Annotated in this window: 19 protein-coding genes; 9 read left to right on the top strand and 10 right to left on the bottom strand. The window is 67.2% G+C overall.

The features are described 5' to 3' along the window. Nucleotides 1-164 precede the first annotated feature (164 nt). Nucleotides 165-602, top strand: coding sequence for a SigE family RNA polymerase sigma factor (locus tag ACN265_RS26000; RefSeq protein ID WP_421410179.1), 438 nt, complete (start codon nucleotides 165-167; stop codon nucleotides 600-602). 52 nt (nucleotides 603-654) lie between these two features. Then, on the top strand, nucleotides 655-2,217 hold the full coding sequence (locus ACN265_RS26005; RefSeq protein ID WP_421410182.1) for a recombinase family protein: 1,563 nt from the start codon (nucleotides 655-657) through the stop codon (nucleotides 2,215-2,217). An 877-nt stretch (nucleotides 2,218-3,094) separates the two neighbouring features. Here ACN265_RS26005 and ACN265_RS26010 read toward each other — a convergent pair. The 8 genes from ACN265_RS26010 to ACN265_RS26045 all read right to left on the bottom strand — a co-directional run bounded on the left by ACN265_RS26010 (nucleotide 3,095) and on the right by ACN265_RS26045 (nucleotide 9,143). Next, complete coding sequence (locus ACN265_RS26010) at nucleotides 3,095-3,331, bottom strand: hypothetical protein (RefSeq protein ID WP_421410184.1); 237 nt, start codon at nucleotides 3,329-3,331, stop codon at nucleotides 3,095-3,097. A 140-nt stretch (nucleotides 3,332-3,471) separates the two neighbouring features. Next, nucleotides 3,472-3,903 (bottom strand): transposase, encoded by a 432-nt coding sequence (locus ACN265_RS26015; protein WP_421411623.1) that lies wholly within the window; start codon nucleotides 3,901-3,903, stop codon nucleotides 3,472-3,474. Further along, nucleotides 3,807-4,076: a hypothetical protein gene (locus ACN265_RS26020; RefSeq protein WP_421411743.1), complete on the bottom strand. Its 270-nt coding sequence runs from the start codon at nucleotides 4,074-4,076 to the stop codon at nucleotides 3,807-3,809. Before ACN265_RS26020 ends, ACN265_RS26015 begins: the two co-directional genes overlap by 97 nt. Before the next feature lie 71 nt (nucleotides 4,077-4,147). Beyond that, a protein-coding gene (locus ACN265_RS26025; RefSeq protein WP_421410186.1) for an IS5 family transposase occupies nucleotides 4,148-5,040 on the bottom strand; the annotation gives its coding sequence in 2 pieces (ribosomal slippage) (nucleotides 4,148-4,693 and nucleotides 4,696-5,040; 891 coding nt in all). Nucleotides 5,041-5,082: 42 nt separating this feature from the next. Further along, the gene (locus ACN265_RS26030) at nucleotides 5,083-5,457 is read right to left on the bottom strand and encodes a helix-turn-helix domain-containing protein (protein WP_421410187.1); all 375 of its coding nucleotides are present in this window, start codon (nucleotides 5,455-5,457) and stop codon (nucleotides 5,083-5,085) included. A gap of 301 nt (nucleotides 5,458-5,758) precedes the next feature. Continuing rightward, a complete protein-coding gene (locus ACN265_RS26035; RefSeq protein ID WP_421410189.1) occupies nucleotides 5,759-6,733 on the bottom strand; it encodes a DUF4238 domain-containing protein in 975 nt (324 codons plus the stop codon). Nucleotides 6,734-7,249: 516 nt separating this feature from the next. Beyond that, nucleotides 7,250-7,606 (bottom strand): hypothetical protein, encoded by a 357-nt coding sequence (locus ACN265_RS26040; RefSeq protein WP_421410191.1) that lies wholly within the window; start codon nucleotides 7,604-7,606, stop codon nucleotides 7,250-7,252. 457 nt (nucleotides 7,607-8,063) lie between these two features. Next, nucleotides 8,064-9,143, bottom strand: coding sequence for a GTP pyrophosphokinase (locus ACN265_RS26045; RefSeq protein WP_421410194.1), 1,080 nt, complete (start codon nucleotides 9,141-9,143; stop codon nucleotides 8,064-8,066). Nucleotides 9,144-11,003: 1,860 nt separating this feature from the next. Between ACN265_RS26045 and ACN265_RS26050 the strand changes: the two genes are divergently transcribed. Both ACN265_RS26050 and ACN265_RS26055 read left to right on the top strand, forming a co-directional pair. Beyond that, nucleotides 11,004-11,840, top strand: a complete 837-nt coding sequence (locus tag ACN265_RS26050) for a DUF2637 domain-containing protein (RefSeq protein ID WP_421410197.1) — start codon at nucleotides 11,004-11,006, stop codon at nucleotides 11,838-11,840. A 438-nt stretch (nucleotides 11,841-12,278) separates the two neighbouring features. Further along, nucleotides 12,279-13,214: a replication-relaxation family protein gene (locus tag ACN265_RS26055; protein WP_421410199.1), complete on the top strand. Its 936-nt coding sequence runs from the start codon at nucleotides 12,279-12,281 to the stop codon at nucleotides 13,212-13,214. Between the two features lie 909 nt (nucleotides 13,215-14,123). On the opposite strand, the gene ACN265_RS26060 is transcribed toward ACN265_RS26055, so the two are convergent. Together ACN265_RS26060 and ACN265_RS26065 are read right to left on the bottom strand one after the other, a co-directional pair. Beyond that, entirely contained in the window at nucleotides 14,124-14,756 is a 633-nt protein-coding gene (locus tag ACN265_RS26060; protein ID WP_421410202.1) for a 2'-5' RNA ligase family protein, read from the bottom strand. Between the two features lie 13 nt (nucleotides 14,757-14,769). Next, nucleotides 14,770-16,239, bottom strand: coding sequence for a helix-turn-helix domain-containing protein (locus ACN265_RS26065; protein ID WP_421410204.1), 1,470 nt, complete (start codon nucleotides 16,237-16,239; stop codon nucleotides 14,770-14,772). Nucleotides 16,240-16,618: 379 nt separating this feature from the next. Between ACN265_RS26065 and ACN265_RS26070 the strand changes: the two genes are divergently transcribed. The 5 genes from ACN265_RS26070 to ACN265_RS26090 all read left to right on the top strand — a co-directional run bounded on the left by ACN265_RS26070 (nucleotide 16,619) and on the right by ACN265_RS26090 (nucleotide 21,555). After that, entirely contained in the window at nucleotides 16,619-18,025 is a 1,407-nt protein-coding gene (locus tag ACN265_RS26070) for an APC family permease (RefSeq protein ID WP_421410206.1), read from the top strand. Nucleotides 18,026-18,030: 5 nt separating this feature from the next. Continuing rightward, nucleotides 18,031-19,035 (top strand): acetamidase/formamidase family protein, encoded by a 1,005-nt coding sequence (locus ACN265_RS26075; protein ID WP_421411625.1) that lies wholly within the window; start codon nucleotides 18,031-18,033, stop codon nucleotides 19,033-19,035. A 9-nt stretch (nucleotides 19,036-19,044) separates the two neighbouring features. Beyond that, on the top strand, nucleotides 19,045-19,725 hold the full coding sequence (locus ACN265_RS26080; protein ID WP_047893056.1) for a GOLPH3/VPS74 family protein: 681 nt from the start codon (nucleotides 19,045-19,047) through the stop codon (nucleotides 19,723-19,725). 84 nt (nucleotides 19,726-19,809) lie between these two features. Beyond that, complete coding sequence (locus tag ACN265_RS26085) at nucleotides 19,810-20,403, top strand: GNAT family N-acetyltransferase (protein ID WP_235437526.1); 594 nt, start codon at nucleotides 19,810-19,812, stop codon at nucleotides 20,401-20,403. Nucleotides 20,404-20,427: 24 nt separating this feature from the next. After that, nucleotides 20,428-21,555 carry a hypothetical protein gene (locus ACN265_RS26090; RefSeq protein WP_358176684.1) on the top strand — a complete coding sequence of 376 codons (1,128 nt, stop codon included), beginning with the start codon at nucleotides 20,428-20,430 and terminating at the stop codon, nucleotides 21,553-21,555. Nucleotides 21,556-21,684 lie beyond the last annotated feature (129 nt).

A 21,684-nucleotide genomic window follows, 5' to 3' on the forward strand; every position in this document is an offset into this window, starting at 1 on the left:
CGGCCCCGGTTTCCGACCGGGCCGGGCGGACCTCGCTGCCCGGCCCGGTTGCCTGCCGGGGCCGGGCAGCGGCGTCAGGGTGGCGGGCGGCGACTCCACCCCGGCGGGCAACCCCCGGTGCCGGACCCCGCGTGACTATCTCGACAAGGGGATCGGAGGCCCGGATGGGTGATCGCGACACGGCGTTCGCGGCGTACTTCGCGGCACGCTCGGAGGCGATGCGCGGCACCGCGTACCTGCTCTGCGGCGACTGGCACCGGGCGGAGGACCTGGTACAGACCGCGTTCACGAAGCTCTACCTGGTCTGGAACCGGGTGTCCCGGCACGAGGTGCTCGACGCCTACGTACGCCAGATCCTGGTGCGGACCTTCCTCGACGAGCGACGGCGCGGCTGGTGGCGGCGGGAGCGGGTGGGTGGCGAGCAGACCGACCGGCCGGCACCGCCGGACTCGCCGGAGAACCGGCTGGTGCTGCTCCAGGCGCTGGCCGCCGTGCCGCCGCGCCAGCGGGCCGTGCTGGTGCTCCGGTACTGGGAGGACCAGTCCGTCGACGAGGTCGCGGCGGTGCTCGGCTGCTCCACCGGGACTGTCAAGGATCGTTAGAAGCTATGGTCGATGTTGCCGACACGAACGTCGATCTAGGGGGACGGTTCTGATGGTACGGCGGAAGGCCCGGTCGGGGAACCGGGGCCGGTTCGACAGCAAGGACGCGCTGCTGGCCGGTGGCGTAGAGGTGCGGGCGTTGCGGTATCAGCGCGCGAGTCAGGACAAGAAGGAGCAGGGCAAGAGTGTTCACGACCAGGGTGTGCTCAACCTGGCGGAGGTCACGAAGCGGTCCTGGACCGACGCGGGGTCGTTCACGGACAACCACCGCTCGGCCAGCCGGCGCGCGACAAAGGAGCGGGAGCAGTTCGAGTTGTTGATCGAGCAGATCCGCGCGGGCAAGGGTGACGTGCTGGTGGTCTGGGAGATCTCCCGCAAGGAACGGGATCTCGCGGTGTTCGTGAAGATCCGGGACATGTGCCACGAGGTGGGTCTCTACTTCTGGTTGGTCGGCGGGGTGCTGTATGACCTGCGGGACAAGAACGACCGGATGATGCTCGGTTTCCAGGCGGTGCAGGCGGAGTGGATGGCCGACTCGATCCGGGACAACGTGCTGCGTGGGATCGTCGGCGCCGCCGAGGCGGGCCGCCCGCACGGGAAGGTCACCTATGGGTACCGGCGGATCTACGATCAGCGCACCAAGGCGCTGCTGCGGCAGGAGCCGGACATCGAGATCCGCAAAGCCGTGGCGGCGGACGGGACGGTGACGGAGTATTCGCACGCTCAGGTGGTGCGGGACAACTTCCGCAAGATCGCCGAAGGCATGCCTCTCACCGTCCGGGAGGCCGAACTCAATCGGCTCGGGATTCCGGCCTCGCAGGGTGGGGTCTGGCGTCGGGGCATCCTGCGCAAGCAGGTGATGAACCCGGCCTACATCGGCAAGCGGGTGCTTCGTGGGGAGATCGTCGGCGATGGGATCTGGCCCGCCCTTGTGGACGAGGAGGCGTACTGGGCGGTGGTGCGGATGCTTCAGGACCCGTCCCGCACCACGACTCGACCCGGCCGTGCCGTGCATCTGCTGTCATACATCGTGCGATGCGGCGTGTGCGACGGGCCGTTGTCGTCGCAGCGGCTGAACCGCCATGGCTGGACCGGGCAGGTGTATTCATGCCTGCACAAGCGGTGCGCGGCGGTGAAGGCCGAGTTCCTCGACGAGTACGTGCAGCGGGCGGTGGTGGCGTGGCTGTCCCGCCCTGACGTCTACGACGTCCTCACCGCCGCCAGCGCGAGCGACGAGGAAGTCACGCACGCCCGCGCGGAGGCACAACGGCTGCGCGGAGAACTGGAGGAGTGGCGCAAGCTCGGAGAGGAGGGCGAGGTCACCGCCATCGCCTACGCCCGCGCAGAGAAGGGCCTGCTGACGCAGATCGCCGAGTACGAGCAACGCGCCGCCGACGCCGGGATCCCCGCCGTGCTGCGCGGACGCATCGGGGACCAGGCTGTGGCAGCGTGGCAGGAACTCGATGACGATGTCGCGGTCAAGCGAGAAATCATCCGCCTCGTCGCTGACATCAAGCTCCTGCGCGCCGGGTTCAAAGGCGAACGCCGCACGTTCGGCCGCCACCGCCTCGGCTGGCGGTGGAAGTTCGGCCCGCAGGACCAGCGGGTGGCCTGACGACTTGACCTTCAGGCAGAGGTGAGCGTCGATCGTGTCCGTCGTCCCGCCGTGATCGGGCGGGGCGGCGTGACCCGTCGACGGAAGGTTCCTCGCCGTGCCCCGCGAACGACTCAGTGCTCTCGCCGCCCTGCCCGATGATGTGATCGATCCGCTGTTGTGGCGGCTCGCCTTCGATGTCGCCGCCGCGCACCAACCGAACGAGCGCGGCAACTGCCGGAATCTACAGTGTGCCGGGCAGCGGGGCATGTGCGCCGCCGCGCGCGCTGCCCGCCGCGCGATGGCCCTCGCACGGTCTTCCCGAACGAGCGCCTCACGTACCCGACCAGCCCGGGGGCGCGCGACGGTGGCCGGGTCTTCCCAGCGCGATTTCGCCGGCTGGTTCGCGACCCGGTCACCACTTGAGGTGACGCGTCCCGTCAGCCGTTCGGCAACCCTCCCGCGCTGGTCACCTGTGAGGAGCGCCGTCGCGTAGCCATCCGCATCGGCGCGGCCACACCCCTTGGCAGTCGGGGCACGTGGTGAGGTGCGCCTGCCGGGCCTGCTGACACGCGATGCTGAAGGGCACGTGTCGGCGTACGGGCTTCGGTGCAGAACCAGGTACGAGACGTACGTACCCCCGGGAGGTCTGCCGCTTCGGCCCCGTCGGCCGCCTGCTGACCCAGTGACCTTCAAGCCGCTGCTCACGCTGGATGACCACTGACGTCGGTCGGCGCCCGGATCGCGGCATGAGCGGATACCTACGTGCGTGGATCTGGCTGCGGTCGTGGTCGACTGCCGCGACAGCAGCTACCGCATGCGACAACGGGCGTGCCGCGAATTCGCGGTGAGTCCACGCCCGAGCGCGTCGTTCCGGTCAGGCCGATGCAGCCGCTCGCTAGCCTGCCGCCTCGGTGTCATCCTGCGTCTCCTCGGGATCGGTCCGTCCGCTCGCAGGGCCGGTGTAGCCCATCGCGAGTAGGTGGCTGTCAAGGATCTCGTACATGAAATGATCCTTGCCAACCCATAGTCGGCGCGTGCTGCCATCGGCTCGCGCCACGACAAAATGGATCTTGTCGGCCTGGTTCTTGTGTCGCCAGGCGCGTAGCACCACGCGATGTGCGATGACCGGCACGGTAGGTCCTCTCTGTAGACGTGGGAGAGTGCCACGACTCGATCCAAGATCGGTACCGGCCGGGAAGCCGATGAGTCTGACCACACGGCGCCTGTCGCATCACGTCGGCCCCCTTGCCGCGTGCTACAGATCTTGAATGGTCAGGTTGTGTCGGGTTCGAGGGTCAGGCCGGTGTGGGCGAGGAAGCCGTCGAGTAGGTCGGTGCGGTACTGGATGCTCTTGAGTCGGTTCTTGATGATCGCCTGGAGGTGGTCGACGCCGGTGACGGCGAGGTTGCCGATGCTGCGTTTGAGGTGTGACCAGACGGCTTCGGTGGGGTTGAGGTCCGGGGCGTAGGCGGGTAGCCGGATGACGGTCAGCCAGTCCCGGGCGTCGATCATCTGCCGCACGGCGGCGGAGACGTGGGTGTTCAGGTTGTCCCAGACGCACACGATCGGCCCGTCGAGCTGCTGGTGGGCGGCATCCAGCAGGGCGATTAGTCGCGTTCGCTGAAGCTGCGCCGTTCGTTCTTGCGGCCGCGGTGCACGATCGTGCGGTAGATGAACCGGGACCGCTGTCCGGGCCGGTAACAGGTCAGCCCGGCGATCGAGACGCGGCCGGATCCTTTGCCGGTGACCGGGACGACCGGGGTGTGTCCGCGTCGTCCCCAGGTGCGTGCCTTCGGTGGGCGCAGCGTCTGACCGGCCTCGTCTTCGAAGACCAGCCACGCCTGATGCTGCGCCGCTACCGTGTTCCCGCCGGCCACGTCTCCCGCCGCCAGGTGGTGATCGCCGCCTCGTCCCGCTCGACCGCACGATGCGCGGGGACCTGCACCGACTAGGTTCTGTCTCGCGGATCTTGGTTGTCGGGGACGGCGCGTAGCCAGTCGAGGGTTTCGACCAGATCGAGGGTGGCCTGGAAGTTGGCGGCCAACTTGTCGTAGCGGGTGGCGAGTCCTCGCCAGTGCTTACGCCGGTTGAAACCACGTTCGACCTGGTTGCGGCGCCGGTAGGCGACCGGGTCGAACGTCGGTGGTCGGCCGCCGCGTCGCCCCCGCCGCTTCCGGTTGGCGATCTGGTCGTTGGGCTCGGGGATGACCGTGGTGATGCCCTTGCCCCGCAAGGCGGTCCGGTTCGCGCGAGAGGAGTACGCCTTGTCACCGGTCAACGAGTCAGGCCTCGTACGAGGCCGGCCCACCCCACCGGGACGGGGCACCCGGACCTGGCCCAGCAGCGGGATCAGTTGGCGCGTGTCGGCTGCCTGACCAGGGGTGATCCGGGTGGCCAGGGAACGGCCACGTCCATCGGCCAGGGTGTGGATCTTCGTGGTGAGACCACCCCGCGACCGGCCGATGGCCTGCGCTGCCCGCGACTCCTCCCGGCTCAGCCCCCTTTACGGGCACCGGCGGCGTGCTGGTGGGCACGCACGATGGTGGCATCGACCTGCACGTTCCAGACGATGCCGTCATCGAGTTCGGCCAGGGCGATGACGTGGGCCTTCAACCCGGCCCACGTCCCATCAGCCGCCCACCGGGAGAACCGTCCGTGGGCGGTCTTCCATGACCCGTACCGTTCGGGAAGGTCCCGCCATGGCGACCCGGTGCGTTTCACCCAGCAGATCGCGTTGATGATCTGCCGATGGTCCCGCCACCGTCCACCCCGAACGGGCTGCGCCGGCAACAACGGTGCCAGCACAGCCCACTCGTGGTTCGTCAGATCACCTCGCGCCATACCAGGCTTAACGAGCGACACTCATGATCCGCAAGACAGAACCTAGCCGAGCCGGTACATAATGTTCGCCGTGCCGCCCAGGGTGTAGCGGGTGCGGAACATCCGCGCGATCAGGTCCGACACCCGCGCCAGGGTCCATCGCTGATCGGCGCCGAACCCGTGCGCCGCCGGCCCCTGCTCCAAGGCGTCGGCCAGCCGCCGCAGCCGACCCTCATCCAGCCGGCACCGAGACCCACCAGGCCCCTTCGAGGCCAGAGCCTGCTCACCACCGGCCTGCCACCGCTTGCGCCAGCCGTACACCGCGGTCTGCGACACCCGCAGCCGGCGCGCAATCTCCGGCACCGACACGTCCTCGGCGAACCATCCGGCCGCCTGCCGCCGTACCGCCTCACGCCTGGTCCGCCCCCGCGCGGACAACCCACCTCCATCGGGATACCTCATCCCATCGATCTACCCCAACCCAACGTCGTCACACAGACCACATCGGACGAACCTGACCATTCAAGATCTGTACCTACGACGCCAGGAGAGAGGACATGAGGTCGGGCAAATGCGAGCCGCCGCCGCGCTGACCTTCAGATACGGACGCTTATGGCCGACGGCCAGCAGCATCAGGCACGCACCGCTTACGGCATGTCCGAGTCCACGGTTGTTCGCTGGCGGCTTCGTTGGTCAACAGAGTTTCACTGTCCGGCGAGCGTGACCAACGACCGATCAGTCACAGCGACTCACTGCTCAACTCGCCGCCAACGACGTCTGCGCCGAACCGTACGGTCCGCACAAAGTCTTCAAGACCACTGGCGGGGTGCACGAAGACGTATTCGTGGGCCGCACGAACCTGGAAGGTGTTCAACTCCGCCACGATCTCGGCAGGCACCACGCCGGTGGCTGAAGGGCCGAAGGCGATCAGCGTTCGTGGGGTCAACGGCATGAGTATCTGAATTGCGTTACCGATTGCTACGCCATTCTCTGGTCCGAGTCGGCCGAGGTGATCGACGGAGATCACCGGCGAATCACCGATGAGGAACATTCCGCCCTCCGGATGCAGCAACTGCACCGGTTTCTCGACCATCCACTGACGACATCGCATGAACATACGCTCTACACTCGCCCTGAACAGCAGGCCGGAACGGAAATCCGAGTCGGTCTTTCGGGCTAGCACCTCAAAATAGGCATCATGGTCTTCATCATCACGTAGCGCCCGGCGGAACTGACGACGAAAACCCTGCTCATATCCTGGCATGTTTCGGGCGTTCCGCCGCAGCTCCGCCCGGATCTGCTCATACCCGCGCTTATGAATCGTCAACAGACCGCGATTACGGATATAGTGCAACGCCACAATATCCCGGACAACCGCGACCGCAGCTGGATCGTCGTGCAGGCGATCCTGTTGGCATAGCTTGATAACTCGCGGTATAAGGTTCTCGGTCCTACCCCACAGTTCCTCGGCCGACCTCGACGCCTGCGGTACGAAGTTGGGCACCTTGCCCACGCCGCGGGGGCCTTTTATGAGAATCATTGCGTTGCGATCGATGACACTGACCGCATGAAGGAGGTGTCTATCGTCAGTAAACTGCTTCAAGATTACTCTTGATAGAACGTGTTGCTCTTCGATATTGTTGCTTGCTTCGGCTCGGAGTTCTTCAACCCGACGGGCTAGGGCACTCCGATTAAGGGGACCCAGGTCGCTCACGCATACATTGTCGCAGCCTTGTCAAAGGCAATCTGCGACGTGGCTCGACAGCCGTTGAGAGCGCCATGACCGGCAGCCTTGCACAGATCATCGTCGTGGCGCTCCATTGCGAGAACCGAATGGTGCTGCCACGGGGACCACTCCTCACCCCAGGCGTCCGCTTACCTGCATGTCCGCGAGCGGGGCGGCGGAACTCGTCATGACGTTCCGTAGCGCACGGATTGCGGGCAGATCGGTGCGCCCGGACGGTGCTGAGGCCGCCGGATGAGTTGGCTGACCAGCTGGTGGTTCCATCTGACTTGGTCTCTGTTCACCGAGATGACCCCCCGCGAAGTCGCAGCCGCCGCCGCTATCAGAGCATCCGCTACGGAGCGTTCCTCCTTACCTACGGGCCATTCGAACGCTTCTTCAACCGGCTGATCGCACTACATGGCGGGTCAAGCCAAGGTTTGTCGTTGACCACGGACAAACTGGCTCTTGCCGAGATTGCCTCGCTACCTCCCGCACAGGGTGCAATCAGAAGAGAGAATCGTCTGGCTCTTTCTCGAAGGCTTCTAAGTCGCCGCGCTCAAATCCATCATGGCGGTCCACCTGCGTCAGCGCATTGAGGCGTCGCCGGGTTATCTCCTCAAGTCTTAGTGCCTGCGTCGCGAGCGTCCTTCGCAGCCCCAGCGAGACTTTCCGCTCACTGATGAAATTGGCGAGCTGTGACATTGTCTGCACACGGCGCGCGATGCGGACGTCCGGATGATTGCGATTCGGAAAGACTTCGTCCGGAACGATTACCCCGACGAGAGGCTCAGGAAGATCGACGATCGTTGACGGCGGAACGAATCCCTCATTCAGAAGCGCGTGGAACGAGCTTTCACTCACTAGTCGCTCGAAGACGGTGTACTCATATGGATCCAATGCCGCCTTTCGCTCCCTAGCTGGCATATCGCCAATGTGAGGTAGCGACCAAAGCGCTACTTCGCGGACCTCGAATGGATCCAGAATTGACTTCGCCACGGCATCTGAGCGGCCAGACATGAGGTGTCGCCCCAAGCGAATCGCGAACCCCACAGCCGTCTGGCCAACATAAATGGGTTCCCTATCGTAATCATAAAATGCGTAGACGCCAGCCTTTGATCCGCCTATAACCTGCCCAGGTCGCTGCGGATCCGGACTTTGCATTAGCGCAGAGATGGCCTCACGAATTAGTTGTGCGTCCGGGGGCAATAATGCGCTTGTCATTGCTGCATCGGCCGGAAGTGACACGACCGGCGCTACCCGAGAATGCCGATTGTGGTGAGCGGGCCCTAGGGGAAGTTCAGGCGTGAGGCTATTCTGACTAGGCACGACACTCTCCCTCCATTGCCGAGGAAACTGATCTCATATATTCCTCATAGGAAGACGCCTTCCATATTTTCTCGAATGCGGACCTGCCCTCTGCCTCGCCCATGTCCGCAATCTTGAAAAGAAGCAGGTACAAGAGCGGCGTTGTGACGGTCACGGCAGGGGTTTCCCCCCGATCGCGTGCTAGCAGGTAACGCATTTCTATAAGTCTGTAAAGAGCCTCAAAGTGACTCGAGAAAAGATGTTCTAGATCGGCCACCGAGCGAACACCCAGTGAATTTAGGTTCACCACGAGGCGGTTAAGGGCCGCCGGTTCGAACGGGCCGAGTTCGACCGCGTGAATGCGCGCAAAGCGCTCGTTGAACCGAAGCAATGTCGAGCGCTCGACGTAGGCGGCCAGCGACACCGAAGAGATCGACTCATCCGTAAGAGCGACCTCGTCTGATGGTCCATCAAGTGCTCGAGGACCCGCCAGTTCACTCCGCAACGCACAAAACTGCTCGTCCACCAATTCCAACGTGCCTGCTAGCCGTGAAAACTGGCGCCTATACATACTGGGCACGTCCCTGACAGACTTATAGCCAAGGTCGTGCTCCACTTCCGCCCAGGCGTGCTGCAACACCGACCTGATCTGCACTTCGAATGAAACATCAGCGTGCTGGCGGTACTCGGGCATCGTCGCGCGCGCAGGACTGAGGCCGAGAACGTAGTGCAGTGACATATATCCAAACCGGTCCGCCGCAAGCGACTTCCGCTTATCAATCGAGTTCAGCTGATCAACGATAAATTCGCCACTTAAGGCCGCCGCGATGTGGTCTACCTCATCGCTAAAATATGTAATGACACGGACCCCGAGAACGTCAGTTAAACTGGACAGATCATACGTGGGATTCGTTTCGCGCTTCTTGGCAATTTTCCTGGCTGCGCTGTTTCTGTCTTTGACCCTATGCGTTATCGAATGAGGGGTCACGCCAACCTCGCTTGACAAGGTCGCGATGATCTCCTCGACGCGCAGTCCAAGATCCTTTAGACCACGGGAACATTCCGCCCACTCCTCGTCGCTAAACATGATCATTTCGAACTCCGTGCGCCGATGAAGACAACCACGACTGTTCGGATTATCCAACACGCACTTTCTAGGCGACTCGGCAGGGGGCTCAATACTGCGGTGCGGTGTTGACCAGCATGATATGGCAGGTCGAGTCGGGACGATGGCGGCGCACGCATTGAGGTGATCTCAGCGCGGAGTCCGGGTCACACGTGCGCTGACCCTGCTTCTACCAGGCAATTCTGGTCTTGGTCTGGTTCCGTGAGGCCGAGGACAAGCCCCTGCTGGGCATCGGGTTCGGAATTTCCCGAGCTATCGCCTACCGGTACGTCGCCGCAGGCGTCGCGGTCTTGTGACCGTCGCGAACCGCTGAGACGGCGGCATGGCCTACGTGGCGCCTCTGTCCATGTCGGGTGCGGGTGACTGCGAGTGGTCGCTCCCCGCTACATGAGATTCATGTCGGTTGTTTACCGGCAGGAGCCGAGGGCGTCGGCGAGCTTCAGGCGCGAGCCCTCGCCTCCACTGTCGACCGCCAGTACGCCCTTGCCGGTGCCGATGGCTGCTCTGTACATAGCTGGCGTACGCGGCCATGTACTGGGACTCGTACCCCGACAGCAACGTCGCAGAAGTACTCGCGGCACGGCGGCGTGCGTCTGCCGATCTTGGCGCAGACGGCGATCAGCTGCTGCTCCCCCCACTGGGCGCCCTGCCACTCGTCCGAGACCCAGCGACGCTTGATGGTGAGACCGTAGCGACCTTAATCTCGCTCGTGACGCTCGTGGCGCGTGCGGGGGTCGCCGGTGCGGCCCACCTTGATGACCCCGTTGTCGAACTGCAGGACGTAGAGGTGTTCCCCGCCCGGGCGCATTGATGTCGACTGACCTCTTACCACGGCCGGGGAGTGTAGCGGTTGCCTCTGACAGCGGCCGGCAAGGATCGGCTGCCATCGCCATTCGACGATCTTCGCCACTGCACCCGTACTCCGTGGCGCCACCACAGCCGCGGAACACGGAAGGCTGCGAACCAGCGGCTGAGGCCAGAATGACCATCCGGCTCGCGTTCCGGCATCCGCCTACAGAGATCGACGTCCCAGCATGCGAGACGTTACAGAAAGATTTTCGACCGCGATCGCGTGGACGGACAGGGACCGTCACGGACGCGGGCGACTTCCATAGCACTCAGCCGGACTGGCGGCAAGACTCGGTGGCTGATCTGTTGGAATCGGTGGTTGACTCCATCGGGTTTCCGGGGCGTAATGGAGAGACGTTCCCGCGGCGCCGGCTGGCGCGGTCGACCACAGACACAGCGGGCAGGCACCCCCGAGTGGGGGTGCCTGCCGTTGCTGGTGCCGACCCTGTCGGGGTACGTCGAGTGATGGGAGGACCCCATGAAGGATCGTCTGTCGGCGAGTTGAGCCGCCGCGCCACCTGAGCGCCTGCGCGCTGTCGGTGGTGGGTCCTGATCATCTGTGGCTCGGCTTGGCCGTCCGCCCTGTGTCCACGCTGTTGACCACATCCTGCTGTGCGGGCTGCGGCGACGCCTGCTTGCCCTGCTGCCTGCCCCTGCGTGGGGTCTGGCGTGTTCCTTGACTCAACCATAGTGACTTCGCCGTCCCCCGCGCCCACGTGAGGGGTCCGCCCGGCCGGGCGTCACCCGGCAGGGTCGCGCCTGCCCGTACCCGGCGGGCAGGCGCGACCCGCGCGGGCGATCCCGCCCTCGTGCCGCACCTGGAACCCACAACCCCAGCCTTGGAGAAGATCGTGACTTCACTCGACAACATCGTCTCTACGGGCCCGGCCGTCACGGCCGCCCTCCCGGTCGTCCACATCTGGGCGACGACGCCCCACCAGGTGTCACCCGGGCCAGCCGACCGTAGGTGGTGGGCCCTTGGCGACACATGACCAGCGACGCCGCGACCCGCCCGCTGCGGCGGGGCCGGGGCGGCAGCGGCTGGAGGACCGCGCCCAAGTGGCGATCATGCTGCTGATCGGCGGGGCGGCCGGCGCGGCGTCGTTCACCCACGTGCATGACGTCGCCGCCGCGCACGGCCAGCCGGGCTGGCTGGCCTGGGCCGACGCGATCGTCCTGGAGCTGACCTCGATCGCCGCCGGTCTGGAGCTGCGCCGCAACCGACGCTTGGGCAAGAGCATCGTCTTCCCCGCCACCATGCTGACCGCGGCAGTGCTGCTTTCGCTTGCCGCGCAGGTCGTCGAGGCCGAGGCGTCGGTGATCGGCTGGATCGCCGCCGCCCTGCCCGCCCTGGGTTTCCTGGCGATGGTGAAGATCGCCCTCGGTCGCGCCGACCCCACCCCACCCACCTCAACCGCCCGGCCCGCGCCGACGGAGCCCGAACCACCGCGGACCGTCGACACGTCGGTCCCGGGCAACCGCCCGCCGGTCCGCGTCACCGCCGCCGCGGTCCCGGACTCCGCAACCGTAGTCCCCGCCGTCGCGGACCAACCATCGGCGGTCCCGGACCACCCGGACCACCAACCACCGACCGACGACAGCGGTCCGGAAGTCGCCGCACTGGTCCCGGCCGCCCGGACCGCCGCCCACACCCTCACCGCCGAAGGGACACCCCTGTCCCGCAAAGCCCTCGCCCGACAGCTCCGCGCGGACGGACACCAACTGTCCAACGCCACCGCCTCAGCCCTCGTGCGCGTCCTGCGCGCCGAGACCACCCCGCCGACTACGGATCTGTCACCTCGGGAGGCCGCGTGACAGAACCTCACCCACGGCTTCTGTCAGCCCGAGCCGACGCTGTCAGACCAGCGTGCGCGCCTGTCAGCAGGCCCGCGAGCCGACACCTGCCGACCGGAACTGTCCAATCCGCTCCCGCCCCCTGCGGCGGCGGGCGCACCAATCTCACACCCACCCGCACCTCTGACCTTGGAGCACCAACGATGATCACCCCGCACCGCGAACCTCACCAGCGCAACCGACCCGACTCACACCCACTCTCACCGCACCATCACGCCGAACCGGGTGTGCCCGGCAGTGTCGCAGTCAGCGCCGATCCCCGTTCAACCGTCCGCCTTGATCCTGACCCCCAATCTGACCCCTCACAGCCGCTAACAGCCCAGGTCAAACCCGCTCTCAGTGCTCCGACGCCGCTCCAGACAGACCCTCCACTCTGGGGTCTCCCCCCTGGGGCTGCCCATGCGTAAACCCATACACAGCGCGGATCCGCTGCTGCGGCTGCAAGCCAGCATCACCGCCCGCGACGACCAGCTCCTCGACTGGCTCTACGACCACGGCGTCCTCACCACCGACCAGATCGCCACCGCCCTGTTCCCATCCCTGGACTTCACCCAACGCCGCCTACGCCGCCTCACCCTCCTGCGGGCAGTCGACCGGTTCCGACCCAACCGGGCCTACGGCGGCTCCTACCCCTACCACTACGTCCTGGACCAACTCGGCTACGACCACGTCCACGCCCAACGCGGACTCGGACGACCACGCCGGGACCAGGCCCGCCGCCGCAAACACTCCCTCACCCGCCGACCGGACCTGCCGCACCTGCTCGGCGGCAACCAGGTCTTCACCGACCTCGCCGCCCACGCCCGCACCCACCCCGACACCGAGCTGACCCGCTGGCAGCCCGCATCCACCTACCACGAACCCGGCACCCTCTACCGAAAAGGCGGCGACCCCCAGATCATCACCGCCGGAGCGACCGGGTTCCCCCGCCCCGACGGCGCCGGGGTGTGGACCGAGCACGGACGCTCCGTGCCGTTCTTCCTCGAGTACGACACCAGCGGCGAACACCTGCGGGTCCTCATCGACAAGATCGCCAAGTACGAACGGCTGTACGTCATGAGCACCTGGGCATGGCCGGTGCTGTTCCACCTGCCCTCCGCACGACGGGAGGCCAACCTGCACCACCGCCTCGCCGGCATCGACCTGAGGGCGGTCATCGCCACCACCACCGCCGAACTGCGCACCGCGCTCGACGTCAGCCCCGCCGACCAGGTCTGGCAACTCGCCGCACACGGCGGTCGTCACCGACTCATCGACCTGCCCTACACCGACACCGACCACGACGACGAGTTCTCCACCCACACCGCGCCCGACCAGGACGGCCGGGCCGCCTGATGGGGTCGGGGCGGAGCGGGCGGCGCGTGCTGGCGGCCTGGCCGCCCCACACGCCGACCGGGTCCACCATATCCGCCCCAACCTCTGGCGCGGCGATCGTCGCCCACCGTGCGCGGCACTCACGGGCAAAGCCGGACCGGACCGAACGTCGTGTGGCGCGGGCAGCAGGGCTCACGAGCTGTCAACCGCTGTCAGCGGCACCACTCGGCGACAGACAGACCTCGACCGCTACTTACGCGAGCGACTCGGCTCCGTGAGTTGCTGTGAGTGGCGCACGTCTTCACTTCCACGGCCACCGGAGTTACAGTCCGCGGCCCCTCACCGACGCCGAACCGCCGTCGACTCCCGCCGGCGAAACCCGGCGATCGATCTTCAGCGAGTTTCCACCAACCGAGAAGGAGATGCCCATGGCCCCACACGTCGACCTCACGCCACGAGCCGTCCTGGGAGGGACATGGCCACACGCCGTGACCAGCCATCACGCGCGAACACACCACACCCGTCGCCGCCGACCCCGCCCACGCGGACAACCGGCGGTGAGGCCCCGACCGCCCACCCCGCGGGAGCGGACGCTCCTCTCCTGCCGGGGACGCTGTCGATGGCCCGTTACCTGACCGACCCCGCCACCGAGACTGAGATCCAAGCCTTGGCCGCTGAAGCCGGCCTCCCGACCGTCGACCAAGCCGCCACCCTCGCCCGCCTGCTCCGCATTCACCAACCTGCCCCGCCACGCGCCGCGTGACCTGCGCCCGCCCTGCCTCGGGGCGGGCGCAGCCTCCTTCACCCGAACGCCGGCCGAGTGAGCACCCTTCGAAGACGGCAACCCCTGCCGTCCGCGACAAGGTGCGGAGCAAGGAAACATGAGCCTGGCGATCACCAGGGGGTGACATGGCGGAAGTTGAACAGGATTCAGGAACCGAGTTCTACCGTGGCATACGGCTCCCATACGTACATGCCCTCGTCCCGATTAAGGACGATGAGCTGGCACGAGGTAATCAGCGCGCCGGCGCTGATCTTCGGCGCGGAGGAAAGCGCCTCGATGAGCGGCGCCGCGGGACCGTCGGTGTTGGTGTAGGCCAAGCTGAGGTGAGGGTTGTATGGCTCGGCGGCCTCGGGCACGCGGTCCTGGCCCCAGACGTCGGCGATGGCGGCACGGATGGCGGCGCGGAGTTGCCGCACCGGCTCGATCGGGTCGACGGCGATCTGGATGGACTCGGGATCGACGTGGGGGGTGCCGATGGTGAGCTCGAATGGTGACAGGCGCGAGCACCGGTCGGTGGCGGCTGCCACGATGGCGTCGACGTCGTCGGCGGCGACCTCTTGGACGAAGCCGATGCCCTGCATGGTGAGGTGAAGCCATCGGTTCGGAATGACGTCGAGGCTGGGCTGCGAGGACAGTAGGGACCGGTACTGGTCAGCGAGCTTCTCGACCTCGGGCTGCCCGTCGAAGGTGATGTGCCAGGTGTAGAAGCGGGAGCCGATGCCCCAACCCGGTCGCCAGTACCAGTGATCACGGATATCGGTGGCGTGCGGGACTGCCATGGGTTCTCCAGGTTCAGGGAAGTTGCCGGGCGGCGCCGGTGGCGCAGAACTCGGTGATGGCTGCTTGGACATTGCGGGCCTCGATGCTCGCGCGCAGTGACGGGTTGCCGGCGATGTTGCGCCCGACGCCACGCAGGCGGTGCACCAGCGGGTCGAGCCGCTGTTCGGTTGGCAGAGCGAGCACTGGTGACAGGACCGAGACCGCGCCGTCGAGGCTGCCGGATTTGAGATGTGCCGCAGCCGCCCAAATGCGGATCTGGGCGAGCGTGCCGTACGCGACCGAGGGGTCCGCGGCGGCTTCCGTAAGTGCGTGCTCGGCGTGCTGAATGGCGTTGGCGGCATCGCCGATGCGGAGAAGCACTGAACCAGCGTAGTTGTGTTGGCGTACCGTGCCGCAGGCGAGGAGGCCACCCACCGGGTCGCGGCTTGCCTGTTGGCGGGCCTCTTCGGCCCGTTGCAGTGCTGCCCGTGCCGGCTCGACGGCGCCGATCTCCGCCCACGCGTCCGCTTCCTGGCAAGCCAGCATGACCGCCGCGCTGCCCTCGGCGGCATGGCCGAAGCCGCGCGCGGCGGCGTTGGCTGCGTCTTCGAACCGCCGCTCCCACAGGTGGGTCTTGCTGATCGTCGAGAGAACCCAGGCGCGGAGGGTGTTGTCGCGGACGGTCTCGGCGCACATCCACGCGGTGCGTGCCTGGGACTCGGCCGCGGCCGGGTGGCCGAGATCGCCGGCCATCCAGGCGAGCAGCGTGCAGAGGTAGCCCGCCCAGGTGTAGAGCTCCCGAGACTGATCAGGGTTCTGACGCCCGGTCTGCAGAAGGCGGAAAACACGGTCAGCCAGGAGCCCGGCCCGCGCGTAGACGACGACGGGCGGCTCGGTCAGGTAGTCGATGGCGATCCTGCGGGTGGAGGCAGCGACATCGTCGAGGGTGAAGGGCCCGACGTTGGAGGCTTGCGCCCATGTGCCGAAGCTCGCCGTACGTTCTGCCACCGCTATCACCAGTTCCGTCTCGTCCTGCAGAGCGCCGAGGTCCCACCGCAGAGGCTCAGCCATCGCGCCGGGCGGTGCTGAGGATGCGATCGATGGCGCAGGCATCGGGGCGGCGTTCCTGCCGCTCAGCGCCTCTCGGTCTGCTTCCGGCATAGCGGTCAGGTCATCGAGGTCGACCAGACTGCTCGGTCCGGTCCCGAAGACCTGCGCCAGTGCGTTCAAGGCGGCCAAGGTGGGCCTACGACCGCCGAAGGGCCACCGCTCGTAGTCGCTGATCCGCGCCCCGGTGAACGTCGCCGAACCGTTTCCCTTGGCGTTCAACCGCTCGGCTACCGCGTCCTGGGTCCAACCATGGGCTTGGCGGAAGGCATCTCGGGGGCGTAGCCCGAAGCGGCGCTGCAGCTCGGCAGCGATGGCGGGCGGGGTCACTCCGAAACCGGCCAGTGTCTGGCGTACATGATCACGCTGCGCCTTGGTGCCCGTCGTCCTTGCCATCGCGGTCACCCCCTGCGTGCGGCCTCTTGTCGCACGGTATCGCCCCTCTCATCGGAATCGGTACGGGGCGCGACGAGGCCAGCGGCCCCAGGGTGGGTAGCTCGCCGGTAATTGATCAAAGTATCCGCAGTTCTTGGGCGTGCGCGGGTGGGGAAAAATCTCACCACCACTGGGGATCCACTCACGTAGATGCGCTTGGCAAGCTTGCTGAGCCGGATCACCGTCGGTCCGGATGTAGCCACCACCAGTGACGAGTGGAGTGGCTGCCATAGCAACGTCAACCGCGGATGCCCGTTCGCCGTCGGGTCGCTGACGACGACCACCCGGCAGGCGTCTCTCCACCCCCTGCTCACGCTTCTCATCCTCGTGAGGATTACCGATGACAACCTCGAACGACCTGGCCCGCTACGGATATCGGCAGGAACTCAGCCGCCAGCTGCGGTTTCGGGACCTGTTGGCGTACGGCCTGGTGTACATGGTGCCGATCGCGCCGATGGCGATCTTCGGCAGCGTCTACGCGGGCTCTGGCGGCATGGTGGCCCTCGCCTATGCCATCGGTGTGGTGGCGCTGGTGTTCACCGCGTTCTCGTACGCGCAGATGGTCAAGGCGTTCCCCATGTCGGGCAGCGTCTACAACTACGCCGGTCGGGGCATCAGCCCGCCGGTCGGGTTCCTCGCCGGCTGGGTGATCCTGCTCGACTACGTGCTCGTGCCCGGTCTGCTGTACCTGGTGGCGTCGGTGGCGATGCACTCCACCGTGCCCGCGGTGCCGGTGTGGCTGTGGTTGCTCGGGTTCGTCGCGGTCAACACGGTCGTCAACTCGGTGGGGATCCGGATGACCGCGATGGTGACCCGGGTGATGCTCGTCGGCGAGCTGATCGTCCTGGCGATCTTCCTCGCCGTCGCCGGTTGGGCCCTCGCAACGGGCAGCGGCCGGTTCAGCTGGGATGCGTTCTACAACGCCGACACCTTCACCTGGTCCCTCGTCGCGGGGGCGGTGTCGATCGCGGTGCTGTCGTTCCTGGGCTTCGACGGCATCTCCATGTTGGCGGAGGAGACCCGTGACGGCGCCCGGCAGATCGGCCGGGCGATGGCGGCCGTGCTCGTCCTGGCCGGGGTGTTGTTCATCGCGCAGACGTGGTTGGCGGCGATGCTCGTGCCCAACCCCGTCGGGCTGCTGGCCGAGGGCGACGTGAACGGCACCGCCTTCTACGACGCCGCCGCGGTGGTCGGCGGAGGCTGGCTGGCGACGGTGTGCGCGGTGGCGACGGCGATCGCGTGGGGGCTGCCGAACTCGATGGTCGCGCAGGTCGCCACGTCTCGGCTGCTGTACGCGATGGCCCGCGACCGGCAACTCCCCGCGTTCCTGGCGAAGGTGTCGGTGCGCCGCAGCGTGCCGATCAACGCGACCTTGCTCACCGGCGTCGTGTCCCTCGCCCTGGGCTTGTACATGGCGACGCGGGCGGATGGGATCATGCTGTTGTCGTCGCTGATCAACTTCGGGGCGATGGTGGCGTTCCTGGTCCTGCACGTCTCCGTGGTTGTGCACCACCTGATCCGCCGGCGCAGCGGCAACTGGTTCGCGCACCTGCTCATGCCCGGAATTGGGTTCGTGATCCTCGCCTACGTGGTGGTGAACGCCAACATCGCCGCCCAGCGCCTCGGCCTGGCCTGGCTGGGCCTCGGCGTGCTGGTCCTGGCCGGCCTGTACCTGACCGGCCGCCGGCCGGTGTTGTCCGGCCTGGCCCCCACCCAGGCCGTCGGGCGTGACATGGAGCGGGTGTGATCGCGATGAGTCACTTCACCTACCGTCCCGCCCGTGACGAGTTGGCCTACACCTTCGGTGGACGACTGCCGGTGGCCCACGTCCGCTCCGGCGACCTGCTCACCGTGCACACCGAGGACTGCTTCGGCGGCCTGGTGCGGGGGCCTGCGGACCTGCCGTCGCAGGTGTGTCAGATGCCGTACCTGAACCCGGTGTCGGGGCCGTTCTTCGTCGAGGACGCCGAGCCCGGCGACACCCTCGCCGTGCATCTGCTGTCGATCGAGCCGGCCCGCGACTGGGGTGTGTCGGCGACGTTCCCCTACTTCGGGGCACTCACGTCGACCTCGCACACCGCCACCCTGCAGCCGCCGCTGGACGAGCGGGTGTGGGTGTACGACATCGACGGGCACGCGGGCGTCGTCCGGTACCGGGCCACCGCCAGTGACCACATGGTCGAGCTGCCGCTGGATCCGATGATCGGCACCATCGGCGTCGCCCCAGGTGGCATGGAGTCCCGGTCCACGATCGTCCCGGACTACTACGGCGGGAACCTCGACACCCCGGAACTGCGCGCCGGGACCACCCTGTATCTCGGAGTGAACGTGCACGGGGCGATGCTCGCCCTCGGCGACGGACACGCCCGCCAAGGCCACGGCGAAGTCTGCGGTGTCGGCGTGGAGATCGCCACCGTCACCACCCTCGCCGTCGAGGTCATCAAGGGTACCGACACCGCCTGGCCGCGTCTGGAAACCGACACGGCGATCATGTCGGTCGGCTGCGCCCGCCCGCTGGAGGACGCCTACCGCATGGCCCACCAGGACCTCACCGGCTGGACCGTCGACCTGTGCGGCCTGCACACGCTGGACGCCTATCAGCTCATCTCGCAGGCCGGGCGAGCGCCCATCGGCAACGTCTGCGACCCCAACTACACCGTTCTGGCGGCCATCGACAAAGCCGTGCTCCCGCAGCGGCAGGCTGCCTACCGCGACGCGCACGCCCGGCTGCGGGCCCTTGCCGCCGTGCAGGGATAGGGGCCTGGGATGACCGCGTCGATACCCCACCTGTCGCTGCGCGACGAGCTGTTCCTGCTCGGGCACCACGACGACACCGGCCAGCCGCACCTGCACCGCCAAGCCTTGGCCCTCGGCATGGCCGGCGCAGTGCTGATCGACCTGTTTCTCGCCGGACGGATCACCCTCGACTCCTACGCCGAGCATCCGGCTGCGGACTGGTGGCTACGCCTGAACTCCGACCAGCCGGTCGGTGACCTGATTGCCGACACTGCCCTCGCCGCGATCCGCTACTCCCGTGCGACTCCGACGGTGAAGGCATTTCTGCGTAGCTTCGCCGACGACCTGTATGAGCGCACCCGCGCCGGACTCGTCGCCGCTGGGATCCTGCGCCACACCGCCCGCCGCCGCCTCGGCGGCCTGGTCCGCGCCGACGCCTACCTCGCCACCGACACCAAATGGGCCGTCATCGCCCGCGCCCGCCTGCGCTACCTCGCCGCCGGCCGCGAACAACCGGACAACCACACCGCCGCCCTCGCCGGACTCGTCGCCGTCCTCGGCCTCGCCGACCACCTCTACCTCGACGACGACACCGCCACCCTCACCGCCCATCTGAAGACCATCGCCGCCCAGCACCACCGCCCCGTCCGGGAAATCACCGCCGCCGTCGACGCCGCGATCGGTGACCTCGCCACCGCCACCTACCGATAATCCGCCGCGAGGGACGACAACACCGTGGACTCCAGCATTCGTATCCGCGCAGCCCGCTGGACAGACAGACAGACCGTCGCCGCGTTGATCACCGACACGCTGCACCCCAGCCCGCTCGCCGGCTGGCTCGTACCGGACGCGGCGCAGCGCCGCCGGGTGCTGACCGACGTCGTGGCGGTGTGGGTGGAACACGCGATGGTCTTCGGCGACGTACACCTCACTGACGACCTCACCGCCGCCATCGTCGGCTTTCACCGCTACCGACCGATCCCACCACCGGCCAACTACCCGACCCGCCTCGTGGAGGCCGCCGGAGCACACGCTGAGCGCTTCACCGCCCTTGAGGGCCTGATCGCACAGCAGCAGCCCACCGAACCGCACTACCACCTGGCGCTGCTCGCCGTATCCCCAACGCGGCAGAAGACCGGCTGCGGCAGCGCCCTGCTCAGCCATCACCGCGCCCGCCTCGACCGCATCGACCTGCCCTCCTGGACCACCGTCCCCGCCGAAGCGGAACGCCTGCTCACCCGCTACGGGTACACGCTTCGCCCGCCCCTCACCGTGCCGAACGGGCCGAGCCTGCACCCCATGCGCCGCAACCCACACCACGCCAGCAGAACCATGCCGACCAACTCCGCGCGCCCGATCGGTGACCGCTGGCATGACCAGCACGCCTAACCCGTCCACCGCATAGGACAGATCATGGCCTTCCCCAGCAGATACCCGCCCGACCTCGTTGACGCTGTCGTCCAGCGCGTCGCCGACGCCCGCATCGTCAAGGCCTACGGCGCCGTCACCACTGTCGCCCGCCAGATGGACCTCGATCCCCGCATCGTGCAGAAATGGGTCACCAAGGCCACGGCTCCGCAGGCGCAGCAGGCGGACCGAGGGGCGGACGGCACCGGACCGCGGCACGACTACCTGGTCCCCGGACTCCTGCGCTGCAAGTTCTGCCATCAAGCGGTGGCTCTGGCTGAGACGGCCGCCGCGGCACCGGCGTACCTCTGCGGAAACGACTGCTGGCCCAAGCCACTCGACGCCGTCGTCATCGCCGATCATGTCGGTCGAGCGGTCCTGCGACACGCGCCACGGATCGTCCCTCTCCCCGCAGGGACACCGGCACGCCCACACCTGGCCGCCATGCACGCTCACCGCATTCTGACCTGTGTCACCGTCGGCGCCGCCGCTCACGATATGACTCTGACCTGGCGCGCGGCACCGTTGGCCAGCCCAAACCGCTGGGAGACCGAACGCGCGAAGCGTGTCGCCGCTGCCCGCGACCTCGCCGCCCGCGATCCCCTACGTGCCCGGCAACTCCTGCACGGCAGCCTCACTGGCATCGACCCCGCGACCGCCGCACCCCATGCGGTGCATGCCGAAGCCGGCACTCTTCTTGCCGCACTGAACCTGCGGCTCGGCGAGCTCGATACCGCCATTCGCTGGGCCGGGTACGCCCACCACAGCGCCAACCACCTGTACGGCCCCACGCACCGGCGCAGTCTGCACGCCCTGCACCTGTTCGCCGCCGCTCACCGCAGTGCCGGTCACCATCAGCGCGCCTACCACCTTTATCGGCAGCTCGGCGAGCACTTCGCGAGCAGCGACGGCCCACGCGGCCACCGCACCCTCGCCGTTCACGCCACAACAGCCCTCGTCCTGCACGACCTCGGCCACTGCCAAGCCGCCCAGGACCTTCTCGCCGACACCATCGCCACGCAGCGCCGTGAGTACCCCGGAAACCCCACCACCGCCCGCATGACCCACCACCTCGCCCGCATCCGACAGGACTGCGCCACCAAGGGTCACCGCCACGAGCACGGTGAGAGCTGACCACCGCTCTCGGCACCGACCGCGCCCCGTAGCAAGACCTGCGAAGGATCAAAGGAGGCCCACCCAATGCCCCTCCGTTCCGTCGGTGACCCACCACTCATCCCTAACCAGCAGTCTGGTACACCGCTG

It is taken from the genome of Micromonospora sp. WMMD730 (assembly GCF_049178955.1).
Classification (GTDB): domain Bacteria; phylum Actinomycetota; class Actinomycetes; order Mycobacteriales; family Micromonosporaceae; genus Micromonospora; species Micromonospora wenchangensis.